The following is an 18,151-nucleotide window of genomic DNA, read 5'->3' as shown; positions in this document are numbered from 1 at the left end:
AGCCAAAATGAAAAAAATTATCAATACTGAGAATGCTCCTGCACCTATAGGACCATACAATCAAGCAACATTAAGCAATGGAACTTTATATATTTCTGGTCAAATTCCTTTGAACCCTAAAAGCGGAGAATTGGTTTCTGGAGATATCAAATTAGAGACAAAACAGTCTATGGAAAATTTAAAGGCCATTTTAACCGAAGCTGAAATGACCTTTGAAAATGTTGTTAAGTCGTCTATTTTTCTTAGTGACATGAAACAGTTCACTGAAGTAAACGAAGTATACGCTTCTTATTTTAATGCAGAAACTGCACCAGCAAGAGAAACAGTAGAAGTTGCAAATTTACCTAAATTTGTAAATGTTGAAATCTCTATGATTGCCGTAAAATAAAATCTTACATGTTAGATCGGTGAAAATCGACCAAACCTTCAATAGGTCTTTGTCTAATTACACCAACGATCAAATCATTTCTAAGTAGCACAGAAGTTAATTCATCTCTTAGATAATGCGCAATACTACCTACAAAATTGATGGGCACTTTAGTAGCCAATTCAAATTGCATTACATAATTATTAATAAATTGCTGAAAGCCTTTATCTATAACACCTTTAGCGTATGGATGCTCTTTGTTTTCGATTAAAAAACGAGCAAAGGTCGCTAAGTAAGTATTCGGGTTAGGTTGCTTGTATAAGTTCTCTTTTATTACATCGGCATCCAAATCATGAGAAGAAGCAAATTTATGCGCTAGATCAGATGGCATTTTATGAAAATAGTAATCACGAATAAGTTTACGACCAAAGAAATTTCCACTACCATCATCCATAGGTATGTAACCTAAAGAAGTTACTTTCTGAAACAACTGATTACCATCATAATAACTACAGTTAGACCCTGTACCTAAAATACAAACGATACCTTGATGACCAACTTTTGTTGTAGCAAATATGGCTGCATAAGTATCTTCTTTTACATCGGCTTTTGCATTGGGAAAAAAGTCTTTAAAAATTGCTTTTAAAAACAATTTCATACGCTCAGTACCACAACCCGCACCATAGAAATAAAGATGGGATACCTTTTCTCTATTCTTAGAAAGTTCAAAATTATTCGCTAAGCGATCTTCAATAACATCTTTAGTTAATACCTCTGGACTCAAACCCAAAGTTTGTGTTAAAAAAAGTTGTTCGCCATTTTCATCCAAGGCAATCCAATCTGACTTGGTTGCACCACTATCTACTATTAAAATCATATACCGAATGTCTTTAAAAAATAAACCTGAAAATAAGGAAAAATCGCCTCATTTTCAGGATATATCTTTGTTATACTAAAATGAAGGTTATAAGCTATTAACGTGCTGAATTAGGTCTACCATTTTATTAGAGAAACCAGCTTCGTTATCATACCAAGAAATTAACTTGAAGAAACTAGAGTTTAATTCGATACAAGCACCTGCATCAAAAATACTAGTTCTAGCATCCCCAATAAAATCTTGAGAAACAACGCTCTCTTCTGTATAACCTAATACACCTTTTAATTCGCCCTCAGAAGCTGCTTTAAAAGCTTTTTTAATCTCATCTAAAGAAGTTTCTTTTTTAACTTTCACTGTTAAATCTACTACAGAAACATCAGCAGTAGGTACTCTAAAAGCCATACCAGTAAGTTTTCCTTTCAATGAAGGAATAACTTTAGTTACCGCTACTGCAGCACCTGTAGATGCGGGAATGATATTTAACATTGCACTTCTACCACCTCTCCAGTCTTTTCTAGAAGGACCATCAACTGTCATTTGCGTTGCTGTAGTTGCATGTACCGTTGTCATTAATGCTTCTTCAATACCAAAGTTATCATTAACAACTTTAGCTAAAGGCGCTAAACAGTTTGTAGTACAAGATGCATTAGAAACGATAGTATCCGTTGCTTTAACATCTTTGTGATTTACACCCACTACGAACATTGGTGCATCTTTAGAAGGAGCAGAAATTACAACTTTCTTAGTACCACCATCAATATGGTATTGAGCAGTTTCTAAAGTTGTAAAAATACCGGTACATTCAGCAACCGTATCAGCACCAACTTCATCCCACTTACAATTTTTAGGATCTCTTTCTGCAGTAATACGTACCGTTTTTCCGTTTACGACCAAATGACCATCTTTTACATCAACAGTACCATCGAATCTACCGTGAACTGAATCATATTTCAATAAGTAAGCTAAGTGCTCAACATCTAATAAATCGTTGATAGCCACTACATCTACATCACCACGCTTAATTGTAGTTCTGAAGACCAATCTACCTATTCTACCGAAACCGTTAATTCCTATTTTCAAATTTGACATTTTCTCTATTTTTAATTTTTAATATTATGTAGTCATTATTTCTGAAACTCTTATGAGCTCCTTATCAATTTTTGTATGCCCTTTAATCGCCTTATTGATAGGTGTTAATGTTAGCTTGTTATCTTGAATACCTACCATTAGGTTTGTTTTACCTTCCAACAAAGCCTCTACGGCCTTTACTCCCATTCTACTTGCAAGAACACGATCAAAACAAGAAGGTGCTCCACCTCTTTGCATATGCCCAAGTACAGATACACGCACATCGTATATCGGTAAATGTTCCTCAACATATTCTTTAAGTTCGAATACGTTTTTACCAGATTTATCACCTTCGGCAACAATTACGATACTTGAAGATTTACCAGATTCTTTACTTCTTTTTAAAGATTCAAGCAATCTATCTAAACCTAAATTCTCTTCTGGTATCAAAATTTCTTCAGCACCCGCACCAACACCTGCATTTAATGCAATATGCCCAACGTCTCTTCCCATTACTTCTACGAAGAAAAGTCTGTTGTGAGAACTTGCTGTATCTCTAATCTTATCAATACACTCAACGACAGTATTTAAAGCTGTGTCAAAACCTAAAGTGAATGTAGTTCCGAAAATATCGTTATCAATTGTACCAGGTATACCGATTACAGGAAAATTGAACTCTCTGTTGAAAATCATTGCCCCGGTAAAGCTACCATCACCACCAATTACAACAAATGCATCTATACCTGCTTTCAACAACTGCTCGTGCGCTGTTTTTCTACCTTCTGGAGTTCTAAAATCATCACAACGGGCAGACTTTAATATGGTACCACCTTTATTAATGATATTGTTAACACTACGGGCGTCCATAGTTTTAAAATCCCCCTCTATCATACCTTGATACCCTCTATAGACTGCAACACAATCTACCTTCATATAGGCACACGTACGAACAACTGATCTTATGGCTGCATTCATACCTGGTGAATCACCTCCTGAAGTCAGTACTGCTATTTTTTTTATTTCTGCGGACATGGAAAAATTTAAGCCAACGAAAGTAATAAATCTTAGTCGAAATCGGAATAAAAGTCAGTCGCATTTTAAGAAAAAATCAACGAAAAGGATTTCGTTATAACAGATTAATAGTCAAATTCTTAAAATTTGTTATTTATTCATAATTAGATGAGCTTTTAACTGTTAATTCAATGATTTCGGCTTATCGTAAAATCGAATTAAACTATCATTACCCATGACAGAAGATGGGGTTTCGATTTCTTTTACTGGTTCTTTCTTTTCAATTGGTTTAGTTGCCAATATTTTTTGAAAGAGTTCTTTGAAATTATTAAAATCTACTTCGTAAGAAATTCCAGCCCCTTGAGTAGAGCCTTGTTGATCAGACAAATATGCTTGTATTTCACTTTGTCTACTAAAGAAATTAGCACTTAAAGTACCTTCTTCATTTAATAAAACTTGTATTTCAAAATCACCTGCCACCAATGTTTCGCTAGAAGCACCCACCGGTACACCTACTTTACCGTTAAATAATATTCTATCGGATATTTGCGTAGATACCGTTACCCCTATTCTATCATCCGTTTCAATATCTGCAGAGCGGTCCAAGATACCCTGTTCGTAAGAAAGTCCTAGATTAAACTTATCATTACCTCCACTTAAAATTGAGTTTAGAATACTTGATGCACTTTGGACTAAGTTACCCGTTATCGCTTGTTGATTAATTCCGCTCTGAGAATTAACAAAGGTACCTTGTGCCAATAAAAATATAGCATTCTTCTCCTCTACCGTTGGATCCTGCAAAGTGTACTCCAACTCTGACTTAACTATAGAGCTTGTACCAGGAAATTCAATACCAAAATCTATATCTGGTTTTTGAAGTTGTCCCGTTAAACTAATAATAACATCTGTCGGTATTCTCCTTGTAAATCCGACATCATCAAGTAATGGAGCAGGATTCGCATTTAAAGAGTAAACCGCTTCCATGTCCAATAAAGCTTCTAATGGTTTTTGATCCCAGTTTATAGTTCCACCAGGTTCTACTTTAAATTTCTTATCTATTATACCTCCAAACTTATAATTGAACTCACCTGTAACCACAACATAATCACCATACATTTCAAACTTACCGTTAGTATTGATCTGTATCAAAATAATCCCTACCCCAGTACCTTTTAAAGAACTTCCTGTTTTGGTATCAGTTACAATTTCAACTTCGGCATCAGGTGTTACGTCGAGGTTGAACTCTAATTCCAAACCTTGATAATCTTTAAGCTGACGTTGACTTTCTATTCTTTGCCTATCTTTCTTTTCTAAAAAATTGATAAATGAATAATCACCTACACTAGCCACATCGCTTAAAGGTATTTTCAAAGAAGTTCCTTTTGCCGTTGATCCGTCTACCGTGATATTCAAAGCAGTTGTTGGTCCGTAAATACGCCCTGTTCCGTTTAAATAACCAGTACCATAATACAACTCTCCTTCTTTAAACTCTGTATTCAGAATTAAGAATTTATCATTCTTAGTATCAACGTTTAAGTCTAACACCCAATCTTTAAAAAAACTATGACTAATTGTACCATCTAAATTTGCCCGAGTACCTTTTGCAACGTCTTCTAATGCTATATTTTCAAAATCAAAAGTCTGATCTCTGAGAACCACCCTTGAACGTGGTGCAAAGCCATAATCGACATTTAAATAAGGTACCGCAATACCTGCATTATCTAAAGTTAAGAGTCCGTTGAAATTGGGATTATCTACATTGCCTTCTATCTTTACCCTACCGTCAATATCTCCACGTATATTATCGATAACACCTTCACCCAATGGACTGAACGGCTCAAGACCAAAATTATTAAAATTGGCAATTAGGTTTGCTTTGGGTATTTCCCCCTTATTTTCGATACTACCAACTACACTAAATTTTTCAACGTTATTATCTGATAATTGAGAATTAACCTGAAACTCTGATAAATCTTTATTTCCAATAATATTAATTACCAAATCGCCCAAAGGAATATCATTGATCCCGAATTTTTCTATATTCAAATTCGATGATGGTAAATAGATACCGTCTTTTTGAAGCACGTTTAGCGTACCGTTAACCTCGCCCTGCAGCTTTAGACTATCGATTACCGGTGTTATTTTATCCAAGGATACAATTTTGAACTGAAGTTGAAGATCTTTATATGTTGAATCTGCCAGTTGCCCTTTTAATCTAATCTGCTCTTTCTCTTCATTGTTCATTACAATTTCTTGAATTGTAATACTATCGAGAGCCCTATTTAAAATAACCTTGTTCTTTGTATCTCCATCTTTATTCAGTACCCATTTATTTCCTTTAAAATTAACATCAGATGTTTTAAGACCAATAACAGATTTATTGTCCTGATTAAATGTGTGATAAAAATTCAAGTTATAAGAATCATTAAAATCGCTTCCTCCTTTAAATTCAGACCTAAAGAACAACGTATCTTTTAATGTAGTATTGATCAGGTTAAAATCTTTAAAATTGTAATACGGTGTATCTAACTCACCTACCGAAACGAACGTATTAAACAGCGGATTCTTATTATCGATTCTAACCTCTATATTATCTGCAGCTGTGCCAAATGCCTCAATACTCGGAGATTCAAAATTTAGTTTAAAATCGCCTTCATCTGCAACAATATTACCCTTAATAAAAGTGTTTGGATCGAACCGTACTTCAGGAAAGAAAACATCTACAATCTTATTGTAAATTTTAAAATTAAAGGAAAGGTTTTGACCGTCAGATATTTGAAAAGGTCTGTAATTTGTATAAATACTACCTAAAGAGTTTTGTACAAGTTTACCCAATTCTCGTACTTTAAAATCACCCTTCATAAAACCGGTAATAATATCTGGTGAGTTAATATTAATTGTTCGCTCACGATCTTCTCCGAAAATAGAGGTCACCTCAAAATCTTCGAAATAATAGGTGTCGTTTACATTTTGATAGCTCGTTTGGGTAAAGTTTATATCACCAACAATATTATCTAAGGTAGTACCCGTAATATCCATACTAACGTTTCCTTTAAAAATAGAAACGCTATCATTAATAATATTCAATTTCTTTAGATCGGCATAATCTACAGACGCAATGAAATTGAAATTATTTCTAGTCTCGGCAACGTTAGCAAGACCCTTAAAATTAAATTTAAAATTCTCGTCGTTACTAATTAAAGACCCATCGAATAACTGATCTTTAATAATACCCGAAACCCGTAAATCTTGATAATTATAGTTGTTGAACTCTATAGAATAAATTTGACCAATGACCTCTGTATTCAGTTTCTCCTTGATAAAACCTTTTCCTTCCACATTAAAATCTAAGGTTGTTTTACCCAGGTTTTTATTTTCCGTGAAATCACCCAAATCAAAATCAATTAAAGAGATGAATCCTTTATAGGTAGCATTATCGATATTATTAAAATCACTTAAAACGATATCGGCATAGCTACTACCTACGGCAGTATTCAAGTTTACTTTCGCATCTACCGAAGAGTTGGTGATAAAGGCAGTACCACGAATAGTAAATTGCCCTAATTTACTGAATGAAGATGGCAAAGATTTACCGATTAGATTGGGCAACAAGGCGTTTAATTGATAATAACTACTTGTAACATTTTTCATTTCAGCATTTAAGCTGAATGGCTTTTGTTTGCTGAATAAGTTTTTAAAATTAAAATTGCCACGTATACCGGTATCATCAGAAAATAAGAAAAGATTATCTGTATTCAAGTCATTTAAAACTCCATTTACGTTGGCATTGAACGTAACCTCTTTTCCTTTACCAAATTCATTGTATAGCAAGTTAATTTCATCAAAGGCGACTTTAGACTCCTTAAACTCTGCAACAACATTCACTTTATTTAAAAAATCTTTAAAATCTTCACGATTATAATTAAATACTAGATTACCATCTAAAGCTGATAGTGGAGTTTTTATTTTCAAAGAATCGAAACGCATTTGCTGCTTCGTGTACTTAAAATTTGTTGCTAGTCTTTCTACTTTTAACCCACGATTGCTATAGAAAGACATTTCTTGAATATCTGTAGAAACCTCTGGCCCTAGAATTAAAAAATCGGCCGCACCAATATTAAGACTATCAAAATTTAAAATAGTAGTGTTATTTAAATTTTCATCAATATACTTGAACCTACTATTTTCTATGTCCACATAAGATGAAGAAAGCCTAAAAGGTGGTGTACCCGGCTCTCTAGGTTTACCATCATCGAGCTTATCTACAAAAACCTCAAGATTAGTATTCGTTTCTCCGAAATATGTCTTGAGCTTAAAGTTCAATTCATCAACTTCAATATCTCCGAATTCTAAGCTACCCTGCACCAAATTATTAATACTTAAAATAGAAGTTTTAAGCTCATTGACATAGAATAAAGTGTCTTGTTTGTAGTCTTCTATAAAGACGCCTTCTAAGCCGGTATTCCAAGAAATCAACGAAACTTTCAGGCGTTCAATATTGATATGTGTACCATATTGATCGTTAATTTTTTTCGTAGCAAACTGCGCCAATAAGGTCTGCACCACTGGCAATGAAAAAATGATAGTACTCAAAACACATATCAGCAAAAGCACCAATAATGTTCGAACCAATATTTTTCTCAGTTTTTTGATAGGTCTTTATGTTTTACCTTTGTTATTCAAATTTTATTCCAAATATGCCGGAACACGATACAATTTATATACTTGCTATAGAATCTTCTTGTGATGACACTTCTGCGGCAGTTTTAATGAACGATAAAGTGCTCAGTAATGTTGTCGCCACCCAGGCTATTCATAAAGAATATGGAGGGGTTGTACCAGAACTTGCATCAAGAGCCCATCAACAAAATATTGTACCCGTTGTTCATCAAGCCATAGCCAAAGCAAATATCGATAAAAAACAATTATCAGCCATAGCATTTACACGCGGACCTGGACTAATGGGTTCTTTACTTGTAGGCACATCGTTTGCAAAATCTTTATCATTAGGTTTACAGATACCGCTTATTGAAGTTAACCACATGAAAGCCCATATTTTAGCTCATTTTATAGATGACGAAACTATGCAGGCACCGTCATTTCCGTTTTTAGCTTTGACTATAAGTGGAGGTCACACGCAGATTGTTCAAGTGAACGATTTTTTTGACATGAAAATTATAGGTCAAACTTTAGATGATGCCGTTGGAGAAGCATTTGACAAGAGTGCAAAAATTTTAGGATTACCCTACCCTGGCGGACCTTTAATTGACAAATATGCTGCAACAGGTGATTCTCATAAATTTGAATTTACCATTCCTAATGTAAAAGATTTAGATTTTAGTTTTAGCGGATTAAAAACGAACATACTCTATTTCATTCAGCGTAAAACGAAAGAGAATCCAGATTTTATCAAAAACAACTTAGAAGATATCTGCGCATCAATACAATATACTATTATCACCATATTGATGAAAAAATTAAAAAAAGCAGTAAAGCAAACTGGTATAAAAGAAATTGCTATCGGCGGCGGAGTATCAGCAAACTCGGGCATTCGAAAAGTTTTGACAGAAGCTCAAACAAAATATGGTTGGAAAACCTACATACCCAAATTTGAATACTGTACAGATAATGCCGCAATGATTGGTATTGTAGGGTATCAAAAATATAAAGACGAACAATTTTCACAACAAGATGTTACGGCAAAAGCCAGATACGTTATATCTTAGTTTATAAACCAATCCGTATGCAACTATTTTTTAATCCTGATATTAAAGACACCGACACTACTTTCTTTTTCGACAGTAATGAAAGCAAACATATCATTAAGGTTTTAAGAAAAAGAAATGGCGATGAATTATGGATTACAAATGGTAGCGGTTACTTATTTGAAGCCATAATTATTGGTGACAATATTAAAAAATGTGAAGTAGATCTTATATCCTCTAAAAAAACGCATCCAAAATCTTATTGGCTACATATGGCAGTAGCGCCAACAAAAATGAATGATCGTTTTGAGTGGTTTTTAGAAAAAGCTACCGAAATAGGCGTAGATGAAATAACACCTATCATTTGTGATAGATCAGAACGTAAGGTATTAAAACTTGAACGAATGCAACGTGTGCTAGAGTCTGCCATGAAACAATCGCTGCAAACATATTTACCAAAACTAAACGAACCCATTAGTATCACTGAGTTTTTAGAAAAACCTATTTCGGGTTTACAGTTTATTGCGCATTGTGAAGACACAGAACGTCATGAACTAAAAAGAAGAGTTGCGGCAGATAAAGATGTTACTATTTTAATTGGTCCCGAAGGTGATTTTTCACCAGAAGAAATAAAAAATGCAATGCAAAAAGGCTATGCACCCGTTGCGATGGGTAAAACAAGATTAAGAACAGAAACAGCGGCCATTGTCGCCTGTACTATTATTGCGACGATTAATAACGGATAATTGAATCTCTAAAAAATACTCCTTCAAATTATCACAACCTATTTTTGTAAATTTGAATATGAAAAAAATTATTTCTGCCTTATGCTTTTTCATATTATTTTTTTGCTGGTCTGTCAGTGCCCAAGAAATAGCTATATTAAAATATCAAGGCGGTGGGGATTGGTATGCCAACCCAACTGCATTGCCTAATTTAATCAACTACTGCAACAATAATATAGACACCACCATTGAAAGTAAACCTGAAACCATAGAAGTTGGCAGCAGTTCTATTTTTCAGTACCCTTTTTTACATATGACCGGGCACGGTAACGTCGTGTTTTCTGATGATGAACTAGAAAACTTAAGAACCTATCTATTGTCTGGTGGCTTTTTACATATTGATGACAATTATGGAATGAAGCCTTACATTACGCGAGAAATCAAAAGACTTTTTCCTAATACGGAATTAGAGGAATTGGGAGCCGATCATCCTATTTTTTCAAATCAGTATACCTTCCCTAAGGGATTACCAAAAATACACGAACACGATGGACAACGGCCCCAAGCATTTGCCATTTCTCATAATAATAGAATAGTCTTGCTATTTACTTCAGAATCAGATTTAGGTGACGGTTGGGAAGACCCTACAGTACACAATGATACCGCTGAGGTTAGAGAAAAAGCTTTACAAATGGGTGCAAATATTATAACCTACGTTTTTAAAAATTAATCAATGACCTCAAAAACCATCTCACAAGGCATATTAAGAGCTATAGGTGTATTAATTGGCATCGCACTTTTACTTTACTTTCTATACACTATACAATCTGTAATAGCATATTTAGCCATTGCTGCAGTTGTCGCGTTAATTGGTAGCCCGTTGGTACGTTTTTTTAGATTACGGCTTAAACTACCTAATATACTTGCAGTAATCATAACCATGCTCTTAATGGTTGGTTTATTGGTCGGTATTGTTGCCTTATTCATTCCTTTATTATCAGAGCAAGGCAAAAATTTATCTTTACTTGATATTGATGATTTACAGACAAGCCTAAATACATTATATCATCAAATTACTAATTATTTGGGGCTTTCTTCCCATATAGTTGAAGATGTCATTGATGACACAGGTTTAGAAAAAAATATTTTACAAGGTCTAGATATTGGCTTTATACCCAACTTTTTAAATTCCTTTTTAAATGTTTTGAGTACGGCAAGTATTGGCTTGTTTTCAGTTCTTTTTATATCCTTTTTCTTTTTGAAGGACAGCAAATTATTCGAACATGGTTTATTGATATTTATTCCTGTAGATAAAAAGAAAGGCACTACAAATTCTATTGGCAAAATCAATGGGCTATTATCAAGATACTTTGTTGGTCTGCTACTTCAAATATTTATTCTATTCGTGATTTACACTATAATTTTACTTATAGTAGGTATTGAAAATGCAGTAGTTATAGCATTTCTTTGTGCTCTATTCAACATTATACCCTATTTAGGACCAATCATTGGTGGTGTAATTATGTTGACCTTGACCATGACCAGTAATTTAGGTTCTGATTTTAGTGCAGTGATATTACCAAAAACGGGATATGTCTTTATCGGGTTATTAATTGGCCAACTAGTAGACAACTTTTTCTCTCAACCTTTTATATTTTCAAATAGCGTAAAATCTCATCCATTAGAGATTTTCTTAGTCATTATTATTGCTGGATTATTATTTGGCACTGTAGGAATGATAGTTGCCGTACCTGGTTATACCGCTATTAAGGTTATTCTCAAGGAATTTCTTTCAGACAACCAAATTGTGAAATCTTTGACCCATAATCTCTAGGCATTCGTGAATTCTGAAATATTAGCCAACGATATACAACAGTTTATCAATGATAATTTAAACACTGATATTCATAAAATACTTTTATCTAAATCTAGATTTTCAGAGGTATCTTCAAGAGAGCTGGTAGAACAAATAGAATCGAAATTAAAAGCTAAATTTAAATTACCAACATGGTTTGGCGCAGACAACATTTACTACCCAAACAAATTAAATCTTTCACAAACATCATCAGAGGTTACGGCGAACTATAAAGCTTCGATAATTGATGGAGCATCTATCGTTGACATAACAGGAGGCTTTGGAGTAGATTCCTTTGCCTTTAGCAAAAAAATGAATCATGTTTTTCATGTTGAAAGAAATAAGGATTTATCAAAAATTGCACAGTATAATTTTTTACAATTAAATGCTAAAAACATAGAGTGCTTGTCTGTTGATGGTTTAGCCTTTTTAAGAGATTCTTCTAATATATATGATTGGGTTTATAGCGACCCCTCAAGAAGAGATAAGGATAATAAAAAAGTCTACTACTTATCTGACTGCGAACCAAATGTCGTTAGCAATATGGGCCTCTTATTATCGAAATCTTCAAATCTATTGATAAAGACAGGACCATTACTTGATATTAAAAGCGGATTAAAAGAATTATCGAATGTAAAAGAAATTCATATTATAGCAGTTAATAATGACGTAAAAGAAGTTCTTTGGTTAATTCAGAAAAATTACAAGAATGAACCATTGATTAAGACAATAAATTATAAAGCAAAGACATTACAAGAATTTCAATTTCATCTAAGTGAAGAACAGATTGTAGATACGCAATACTCAAAACCACTTAATTATATCTACGAACCAAATGCTGCAATTTTAAAATCTGGCGCCTTCAAAACTATAGCTAAAGATTACAATCTTTTTAAAATACAATCAAATTCACATCTTTACACTTCTAAAGAATTAATCTCATTTCCTGGTCGAATATTTAAAATTGAAAATATTTATGAATATTCTAAAAAATCCTTTAAAAATTCTGGTATAAGCAAGGCTAATATTACGACAAGAAATTTCCCCGATTCAGTGGTAAAAATTAGAAAGAAATTAGGCATTAAAGAAGGTGGAAATAGCTATCTATTTTGCACTACCGATTTAGATAAAAATTTACTCATAATTTCATGTTTACAAATTTTTTCAGACCATAATTAAGTCAGAATTAGTCCAAAAATTATATATTTTAACATTTGCTGAAATTTATTTAAAACGACAAACTACAACGTTGTATATTACCTTTTACCCTAATTTTTTAGCCACATATTAAACTTAAAATGTTAAAAATTTAACGTGCTAATTTCTGAATTTTACAAGAGCTAAATTGCTGATAACTCAATAATTACGCCTATTAATACAGATTATTACAATAGCAATAGCTCTAATTGACATTATGATACTCATAAAATATCACTTATGAAATATCGGTTATTGAAGTAAAATTGCTATTATTATACCAGATTTTGATTTTTTTAACATTTAAACACTGCAACTAAAAATTTTAAAAGATCAAATTCTACAAAATTTATTTAAACTAACAAACAACAACAATTATGAATCAAAAACGTGATTACACGTTGATGAAATCCAGAAAAAGGTCATCCTTTATTAAGACTGGAGTTTTATCAATGCTTGTTTGCTTAGGAGCTCAATTGGCCCAAGCAAATGAAAACACAAGTACTTCAAAAGAAGTTGAAGTAAAAACACTTCAATCAACTATTACAGGAACTGTTCTTGATGACACTGGCTCACCATTACCTGGCGCCAACGTCGTTGAAAAAGGAACTACTAATGGTACACAAACAGATTTTGATGGTAACTATAGTTTAAATGTATCTGATGGTGCTACATTAGTATTTAGCTATATAGGATTTAAAAGCACAGAAATTGCAGTAAATGGTCAATCAAACGTAAATGCAACCTTAGCTGAAGATGCTGCTGCATTAGACGAAGTGATTGTTACAGGTTATTCAACCCAAACTAGAGGAGATTTAACAGGTTCTGTAGGTAGTGTAGATGTATCTGAAGCAACAAAAGCACCTATCGTAAATGCTGCTGAAGCATTACAGGGTAGAGTTTCAGGTGTTACGATAACCAATAATGGTTCTCCTGGCGCAACACCAGTAGTAAGAATTAGAGGTTATGGTACCGGTAACAGTAATGACCCATTATATATTATCGATGGTGTACAAACTGATGATCCAAGTATCTTAAACTCAATCAACCCTGCAGATATCGCACAAATGAACGTTCTTAAGGATGGTGCAGCTGCAATATACGGTGCTAGAGCATCTAATGGTGTAGTTATAATCACAACTAAGGGTGGAGGATATAATATGAATTCTGCAAGAATTTCTGTTGATATGTACACTGGTTTTTCTCAAGCCACCAATGTTCCTGAGCTTTTAAACACCCAACAACATGGGGAAATGATTTTTCAAAGTATAAGAAATGATGGCGGCACACCTTCGCATGCTCAATATGGCGACGGACCAACCCCAGTTGTACCTACCCAGTTGCAGAGAGCTCCAGTAAGTGCTACGGTAAAACCAGGCGGTGGAACAAATTGGTTAGATGAAATATATAGAGCTGCAGTTACTCAAAATGCCTCTATAACATTAGAGAACGGTAATGAGCAATCTAAATTTCTATTTTCTGCTAGCTATTTAAATCGTCAAGGTATTCAAATTGCAACAGGTTTTAAAAGAGGATCAGTTCGTTTGAATTCAGAATTTAAAGTAGGGGATAGAATTAAGATTGGAGAGCACGCTAACATATCTTTTGATAATAGAAATGGCGGACAATCTTGGTTTAACTTTGCTACCAGAATGTCTCCTTTGGTTCCTGTTTTTGATGACGAAGGCAATTATGCTGGTAATTATAGTAATGACACAGGATTATCAAACCCAAACAACCCTGTAGCAGAAGCAAATAGACAAGCAGATAACTATACTAAAAACTTAAGAGTATTTGGTGATATTTATGCAACATTAGATATACTGGACGGATTGCAGTTTAAGACTTCTATTGGTGGATCTCTAAGAGCCTTTAATACGAGACAGTTTAGAGCTTTAATACCTGAGTCGTCTGAACCAATATCTACAAATACACTAACAGAGGCAGATCAAGACACTTACGAATGGGTTTGGTCAAATACCTTAAATTATAACAAATCATTTGGTGACCACAATTTAAATGCCCTGGTAGGTATTGAAGCTGTTAATGTTACTGGCAAAGGTAAAGAAATTTCAAGGACGAACTATTTCTTCGAAACCCCTGAATATTATTTATTAAGTAATGGTGGCGGTGCGGCAAACGTAGCTTATGCGTACGATAATGCATCTTCATTATTTTCTGTTTTTGGAAGCGCGAACTACAATTTTGCTGGTAAATACTTTTTGACAGCTACGGTTCGTCAAGATGAATCTTCAAGATTCCTTGGAGATAATAAAAGTGATATTTTCCCATCATTCAGTGGTGGTTGGGTAGTAAGTAACGAAGGTTTTTGGCCTGAAAATAGTACAGTGAGCAGGTTGAAATTCAAAGGTTCATGGGGGCAATTGGGTAACCAAACACTTCCTGTAAACAATCCTACTTATAACATTTCTGCTTTAAGTCAGCAATATGCCGATTACGGTTTTAACGGTAGCGGAGGTGTTTCGCAAGGTGCTATTTTAGAATCTGCGGGTAACCCTAATTTAAAGTGGGAAACCAGTGAAACAACCAACTTTGGTATTGAACTTGGATTTTTTGACAATAAATTAAATCTTGAAGCTGAATATTTCATAATTGAAACTAAAGATTTGATTAACCCAGATAACGCGTTGTTCAGTTCTACAGCAATTGCAGCAAATGCGCCTTATGTAAATGTAGGTTCAATAGAAAATAAAGGAATTGATGCAACCCTAAGCTATGCTGATGTTACTAATTCTGGTTTTAGATATGGTATTGACATGAATTTCTCAGCATACAAAAATGAGGTTACCGATTTGATTAGTGCTTTCCAAACTGGTTTCGGTGGTTTTAGAACTACAGGTACTGTAACTAGAACTCAAGAGGGTCAACCGCTTTCTTCTTTTTATGGAAGAATTGTAGAAGGCATTTTCGCAACAGAAGCAGAAGTCGCTGCAGCACCTGATCAAGGATTTGCAACTCCTGCAGATGGTGTAGGTAGATTCAGATATAAAGATGTTACGCCTGATGGTGTTATAAATGATGATGACAGAACCTTTATTGGTAGTCCTCACCCAGATTTCACTTATGGCTTCAACCTGACAATGGGTTACAAAGGATTTGACATGTCTGCCTTTTTACAAGGTTCTCAAGGAAATGAAATTTTCAACAACGATAAAGTATATACTGATTTTCCAACATTCTTCAATGCTAATAGAAGCACAAGAGTATTAGATTCTTGGACTCCTGAAAACCTTGATGCATCTTTACCTGCATTAAGTGCAAGTATTACTAATAATGAAGGTACATCAAATTCTTTCTTTGTTGAAGATGGTTCTTATATGAGACTAAAAAACTTACAAATAGGATATTCTTTTAATGAAAAAGTTGCAGGTATGATGGGTATGGATAGTGTAAGGTTTTACATTCAAGGTACCAATCTCTTGACAATTACCGGTTATGACGGGGTTGATCCAGAATTACAACCAAGACTTAACGATAATGGTTCAATAGACAACCTTACAATTGGTGTTTCAGATAACAATTATCCTTTAGCCTCTATTTACTCATTAGGTGTTAATTTAAAATTTTAAAAAATGAAAAAGAAAATAATTTATTCCATAACACTAACATGTATGATGCTAGGTGCATGTAGTGATGATTTTACGGATATAGCCCCAACAGGTGCACTGTCCGACGCAGCATTACAAAATGCGACAGGAGTTGATCTTAAACTTACAGCAGCGTATTCAGCCATGGATGGTGAACGTATTAGCCGCCAAGGTGAAGGTGTAGCTGCAGGAGGGGACAACTGGTGGACCGATGTAGTATCCGATGATGCTCACAGAGGTAGTACAGATAGTGACAACACTGCTCTATTTCAAGTAGAGACCTTAGATTGGCAAACTGGTAACAGCTGGTTTTTAGGTAGGTGGAGTGCTCTTTATGGCGGTGTAAACGCATGTAATGCAGTATTAGATTTAATTAATCAAGTAGAAGATGGTGATTTTACTCAACAAAGAGGTGAGGCACTTTTCCTAAGAGCCTACTATAATTTTGAACTTCAAAAGTTCTTTGGAAACGTACCATTCATTTCGGTTGAAAATTTAGTGAATTTAGAATTCAACCAGCCGAATCCAGGTCCAATTTGGACCCAAATCGAAGCTGATTTACAAGAAGCGATTAATAGCTTAAATTCTGATGTAGTAAATGGTCGCGCAAATTCTTGGGTAGCCAAGGCCTTCTTAGGTAAAGCATATTTATATCAAGAAAAATGGAACGAAGCGTTTCCTTTATTAAATGAAGTGGCTTCAACAAGTCCTTACGCCTTGAATCCTGAATATGTTAGTAATTTTAACTTTGCAGGTGAAAATAGTTTAGAATCTATGTTTGCAATTCAATTTGTTTCAGATGATGGTAGATCATTTAATGGCAACGGTGCCGGCACACTGAATTTTCCTGGTGGTGGTCCATTAGGTACATGTTGCGGTTTCTATCAACCAACTCAAGATTTAGTGAATGCATATCAAACAGGAACTGATGGATTACCTTTACTAGATACCTTCGCTGATACAGATGTTAATAGTGATTATGGTATTAATAGTACTGATCCTTTTACACCGCATACAGGACCGTTAGACCCTAGAATCGATTATACGATTTCAAGAAGAGGAATCGATTATAATGGTTTTGGACCAAATCCTGGTAAAGAATGGATACGAGCAGGTTTTACTGATGTTTCAGGTCCTTATCTACCAAAGAAGAATATATATCAAGCAGATGAAGTTGATGCCAACCGTGGTACAGGTGGTTGGGGTTCTGACTGGTCTGGTATAAATTACAATGTTATGCGTTTTGCCGATGTTCTTTTAATGGCTGCTGAAGCGGCTATTGAAAAAACTGATACAGATTTACCATTGGCTTTAAGCTATGTAAATCAAGTTAGAAATAGAGCAAAAAATATGACCTATATTCAAAACGAAGCTGGTGATGCACCTGCTGCAAATTATCAAATTGAAGCTTACGGCACTTTTCCTACAATAGATTTCGCAAGAAAGGCTGTTCGTTTTGAGCGTCGTTTGGAATTTGGTATGGAAGGTCATCGTTTATTTGATTTAAGAAGATGGGATATCGCTACAGAGGTAATCAATACCTACATTGCTAATGAAGCAGAAGATATTAATCAATCTGATTATAGTAGATTTGGTACTTATGTAGAGAAATTTGATTTATTCCCTATTCCAATTAACGCTATTGATCAAAGTGGTGGAATATTGACTCAGAATCCTGGGTATTAATATTTAAGAAACTAAATACAATGAAAGAGGCTGTTTTTATAAAACAGCCTCT

At 34.2% G+C, this 18,151-nt stretch carries 12 protein-coding genes; 8 read left to right on the top strand and 4 right to left on the bottom strand.

The features are described from left to right. Positions 1-7: 7 nt before the first annotated feature. A complete protein-coding gene (locus tag DFQ03_RS13110) occupies positions 8-388 on the top strand; it encodes a RidA family protein (RefSeq protein WP_133673635.1) in 381 nt (126 codons plus the stop codon). A 4-nt stretch (positions 389-392) separates the two neighbouring features. On the opposite strand, the gene DFQ03_RS13105 is transcribed toward DFQ03_RS13110, so the two are convergent. The 4 genes from DFQ03_RS13105 to DFQ03_RS13090 all read right to left on the bottom strand — a co-directional run bounded on the left by DFQ03_RS13105 (position 393) and on the right by DFQ03_RS13090 (position 7,955). Continuing rightward, positions 393-1,244 (bottom strand): N-acetylglucosamine kinase, encoded by an 852-nt coding sequence (locus DFQ03_RS13105; protein WP_133673634.1) that lies wholly within the window; start codon positions 1,242-1,244, stop codon positions 393-395. 87 nt (positions 1,245-1,331) lie between these two features. Further along, positions 1,332-2,333: a type I glyceraldehyde-3-phosphate dehydrogenase gene (gap, locus tag DFQ03_RS13100; protein WP_133673633.1), complete on the bottom strand. Its 1,002-nt coding sequence runs from the start codon at positions 2,331-2,333 to the stop codon at positions 1,332-1,334. A 24-nt stretch (positions 2,334-2,357) separates the two neighbouring features. Continuing rightward, positions 2,358-3,344, bottom strand: coding sequence for a 6-phosphofructokinase (gene pfkA / locus DFQ03_RS13095; protein WP_133673632.1), 987 nt, complete (start codon positions 3,342-3,344; stop codon positions 2,358-2,360). 162 nt (positions 3,345-3,506) lie between these two features. Beyond that, positions 3,507-7,955, bottom strand: coding sequence for a translocation/assembly module TamB domain-containing protein (locus tag DFQ03_RS13090; protein ID WP_449405360.1), 4,449 nt, complete (start codon positions 7,953-7,955; stop codon positions 3,507-3,509). A gap of 65 nt (positions 7,956-8,020) precedes the next feature. Between DFQ03_RS13090 and tsaD the strand changes: the two genes are divergently transcribed. The 7 genes from tsaD to DFQ03_RS13055 all read left to right on the top strand — a co-directional run bounded on the left by tsaD (position 8,021) and on the right by DFQ03_RS13055 (position 18,099). Next, positions 8,021-9,049 carry a tRNA (adenosine(37)-N6)-threonylcarbamoyltransferase complex transferase subunit TsaD gene (tsaD, locus tag DFQ03_RS13085; RefSeq protein ID WP_243834497.1) on the top strand — a complete coding sequence of 343 codons (1,029 nt, stop codon included), beginning with the start codon at positions 8,021-8,023 and terminating at the stop codon, positions 9,047-9,049. A 17-nt stretch (positions 9,050-9,066) separates the two neighbouring features. Beyond that, positions 9,067-9,774 carry a 16S rRNA (uracil(1498)-N(3))-methyltransferase gene (locus tag DFQ03_RS13080; protein ID WP_133673630.1) on the top strand — a complete coding sequence of 236 codons (708 nt, stop codon included), beginning with the start codon at positions 9,067-9,069 and terminating at the stop codon, positions 9,772-9,774. 58 nt (positions 9,775-9,832) lie between these two features. After that, a complete protein-coding gene (locus DFQ03_RS13075) occupies positions 9,833-10,483 on the top strand; it encodes a DUF4159 domain-containing protein (protein ID WP_133673629.1) in 651 nt (216 codons plus the stop codon). A gap of 3 nt (positions 10,484-10,486) precedes the next feature. Next, a complete protein-coding gene (locus DFQ03_RS13070; protein ID WP_133673628.1) occupies positions 10,487-11,587 on the top strand; it encodes an AI-2E family transporter in 1,101 nt (366 codons plus the stop codon). A gap of 6 nt (positions 11,588-11,593) precedes the next feature. Further along, the gene (locus tag DFQ03_RS13065) at positions 11,594-12,787 is read left to right on the top strand and encodes a THUMP-like domain-containing protein (RefSeq protein WP_133673627.1); all 1,194 of its coding nucleotides are present in this window, start codon (positions 11,594-11,596) and stop codon (positions 12,785-12,787) included. Between the two features lie 395 nt (positions 12,788-13,182). After that, positions 13,183-16,395 (top strand): SusC/RagA family TonB-linked outer membrane protein, encoded by a 3,213-nt coding sequence (locus DFQ03_RS13060; RefSeq protein WP_243834496.1) that lies wholly within the window; start codon positions 13,183-13,185, stop codon positions 16,393-16,395. Between the two features lie 3 nt (positions 16,396-16,398). Next, the gene (locus DFQ03_RS13055) at positions 16,399-18,099 is read left to right on the top strand and encodes a RagB/SusD family nutrient uptake outer membrane protein (protein WP_133673626.1); all 1,701 of its coding nucleotides are present in this window, start codon (positions 16,399-16,401) and stop codon (positions 18,097-18,099) included. Positions 18,100-18,151 lie beyond the last annotated feature (52 nt).

This window comes from Maribacter caenipelagi, from assembly GCF_004364175.1.
Lineage (GTDB): Bacteria > Bacteroidota > Bacteroidia > Flavobacteriales > Flavobacteriaceae > Maribacter > Maribacter caenipelagi.
This window is presented reverse-complemented; position numbering and strand designations above follow the sequence as displayed.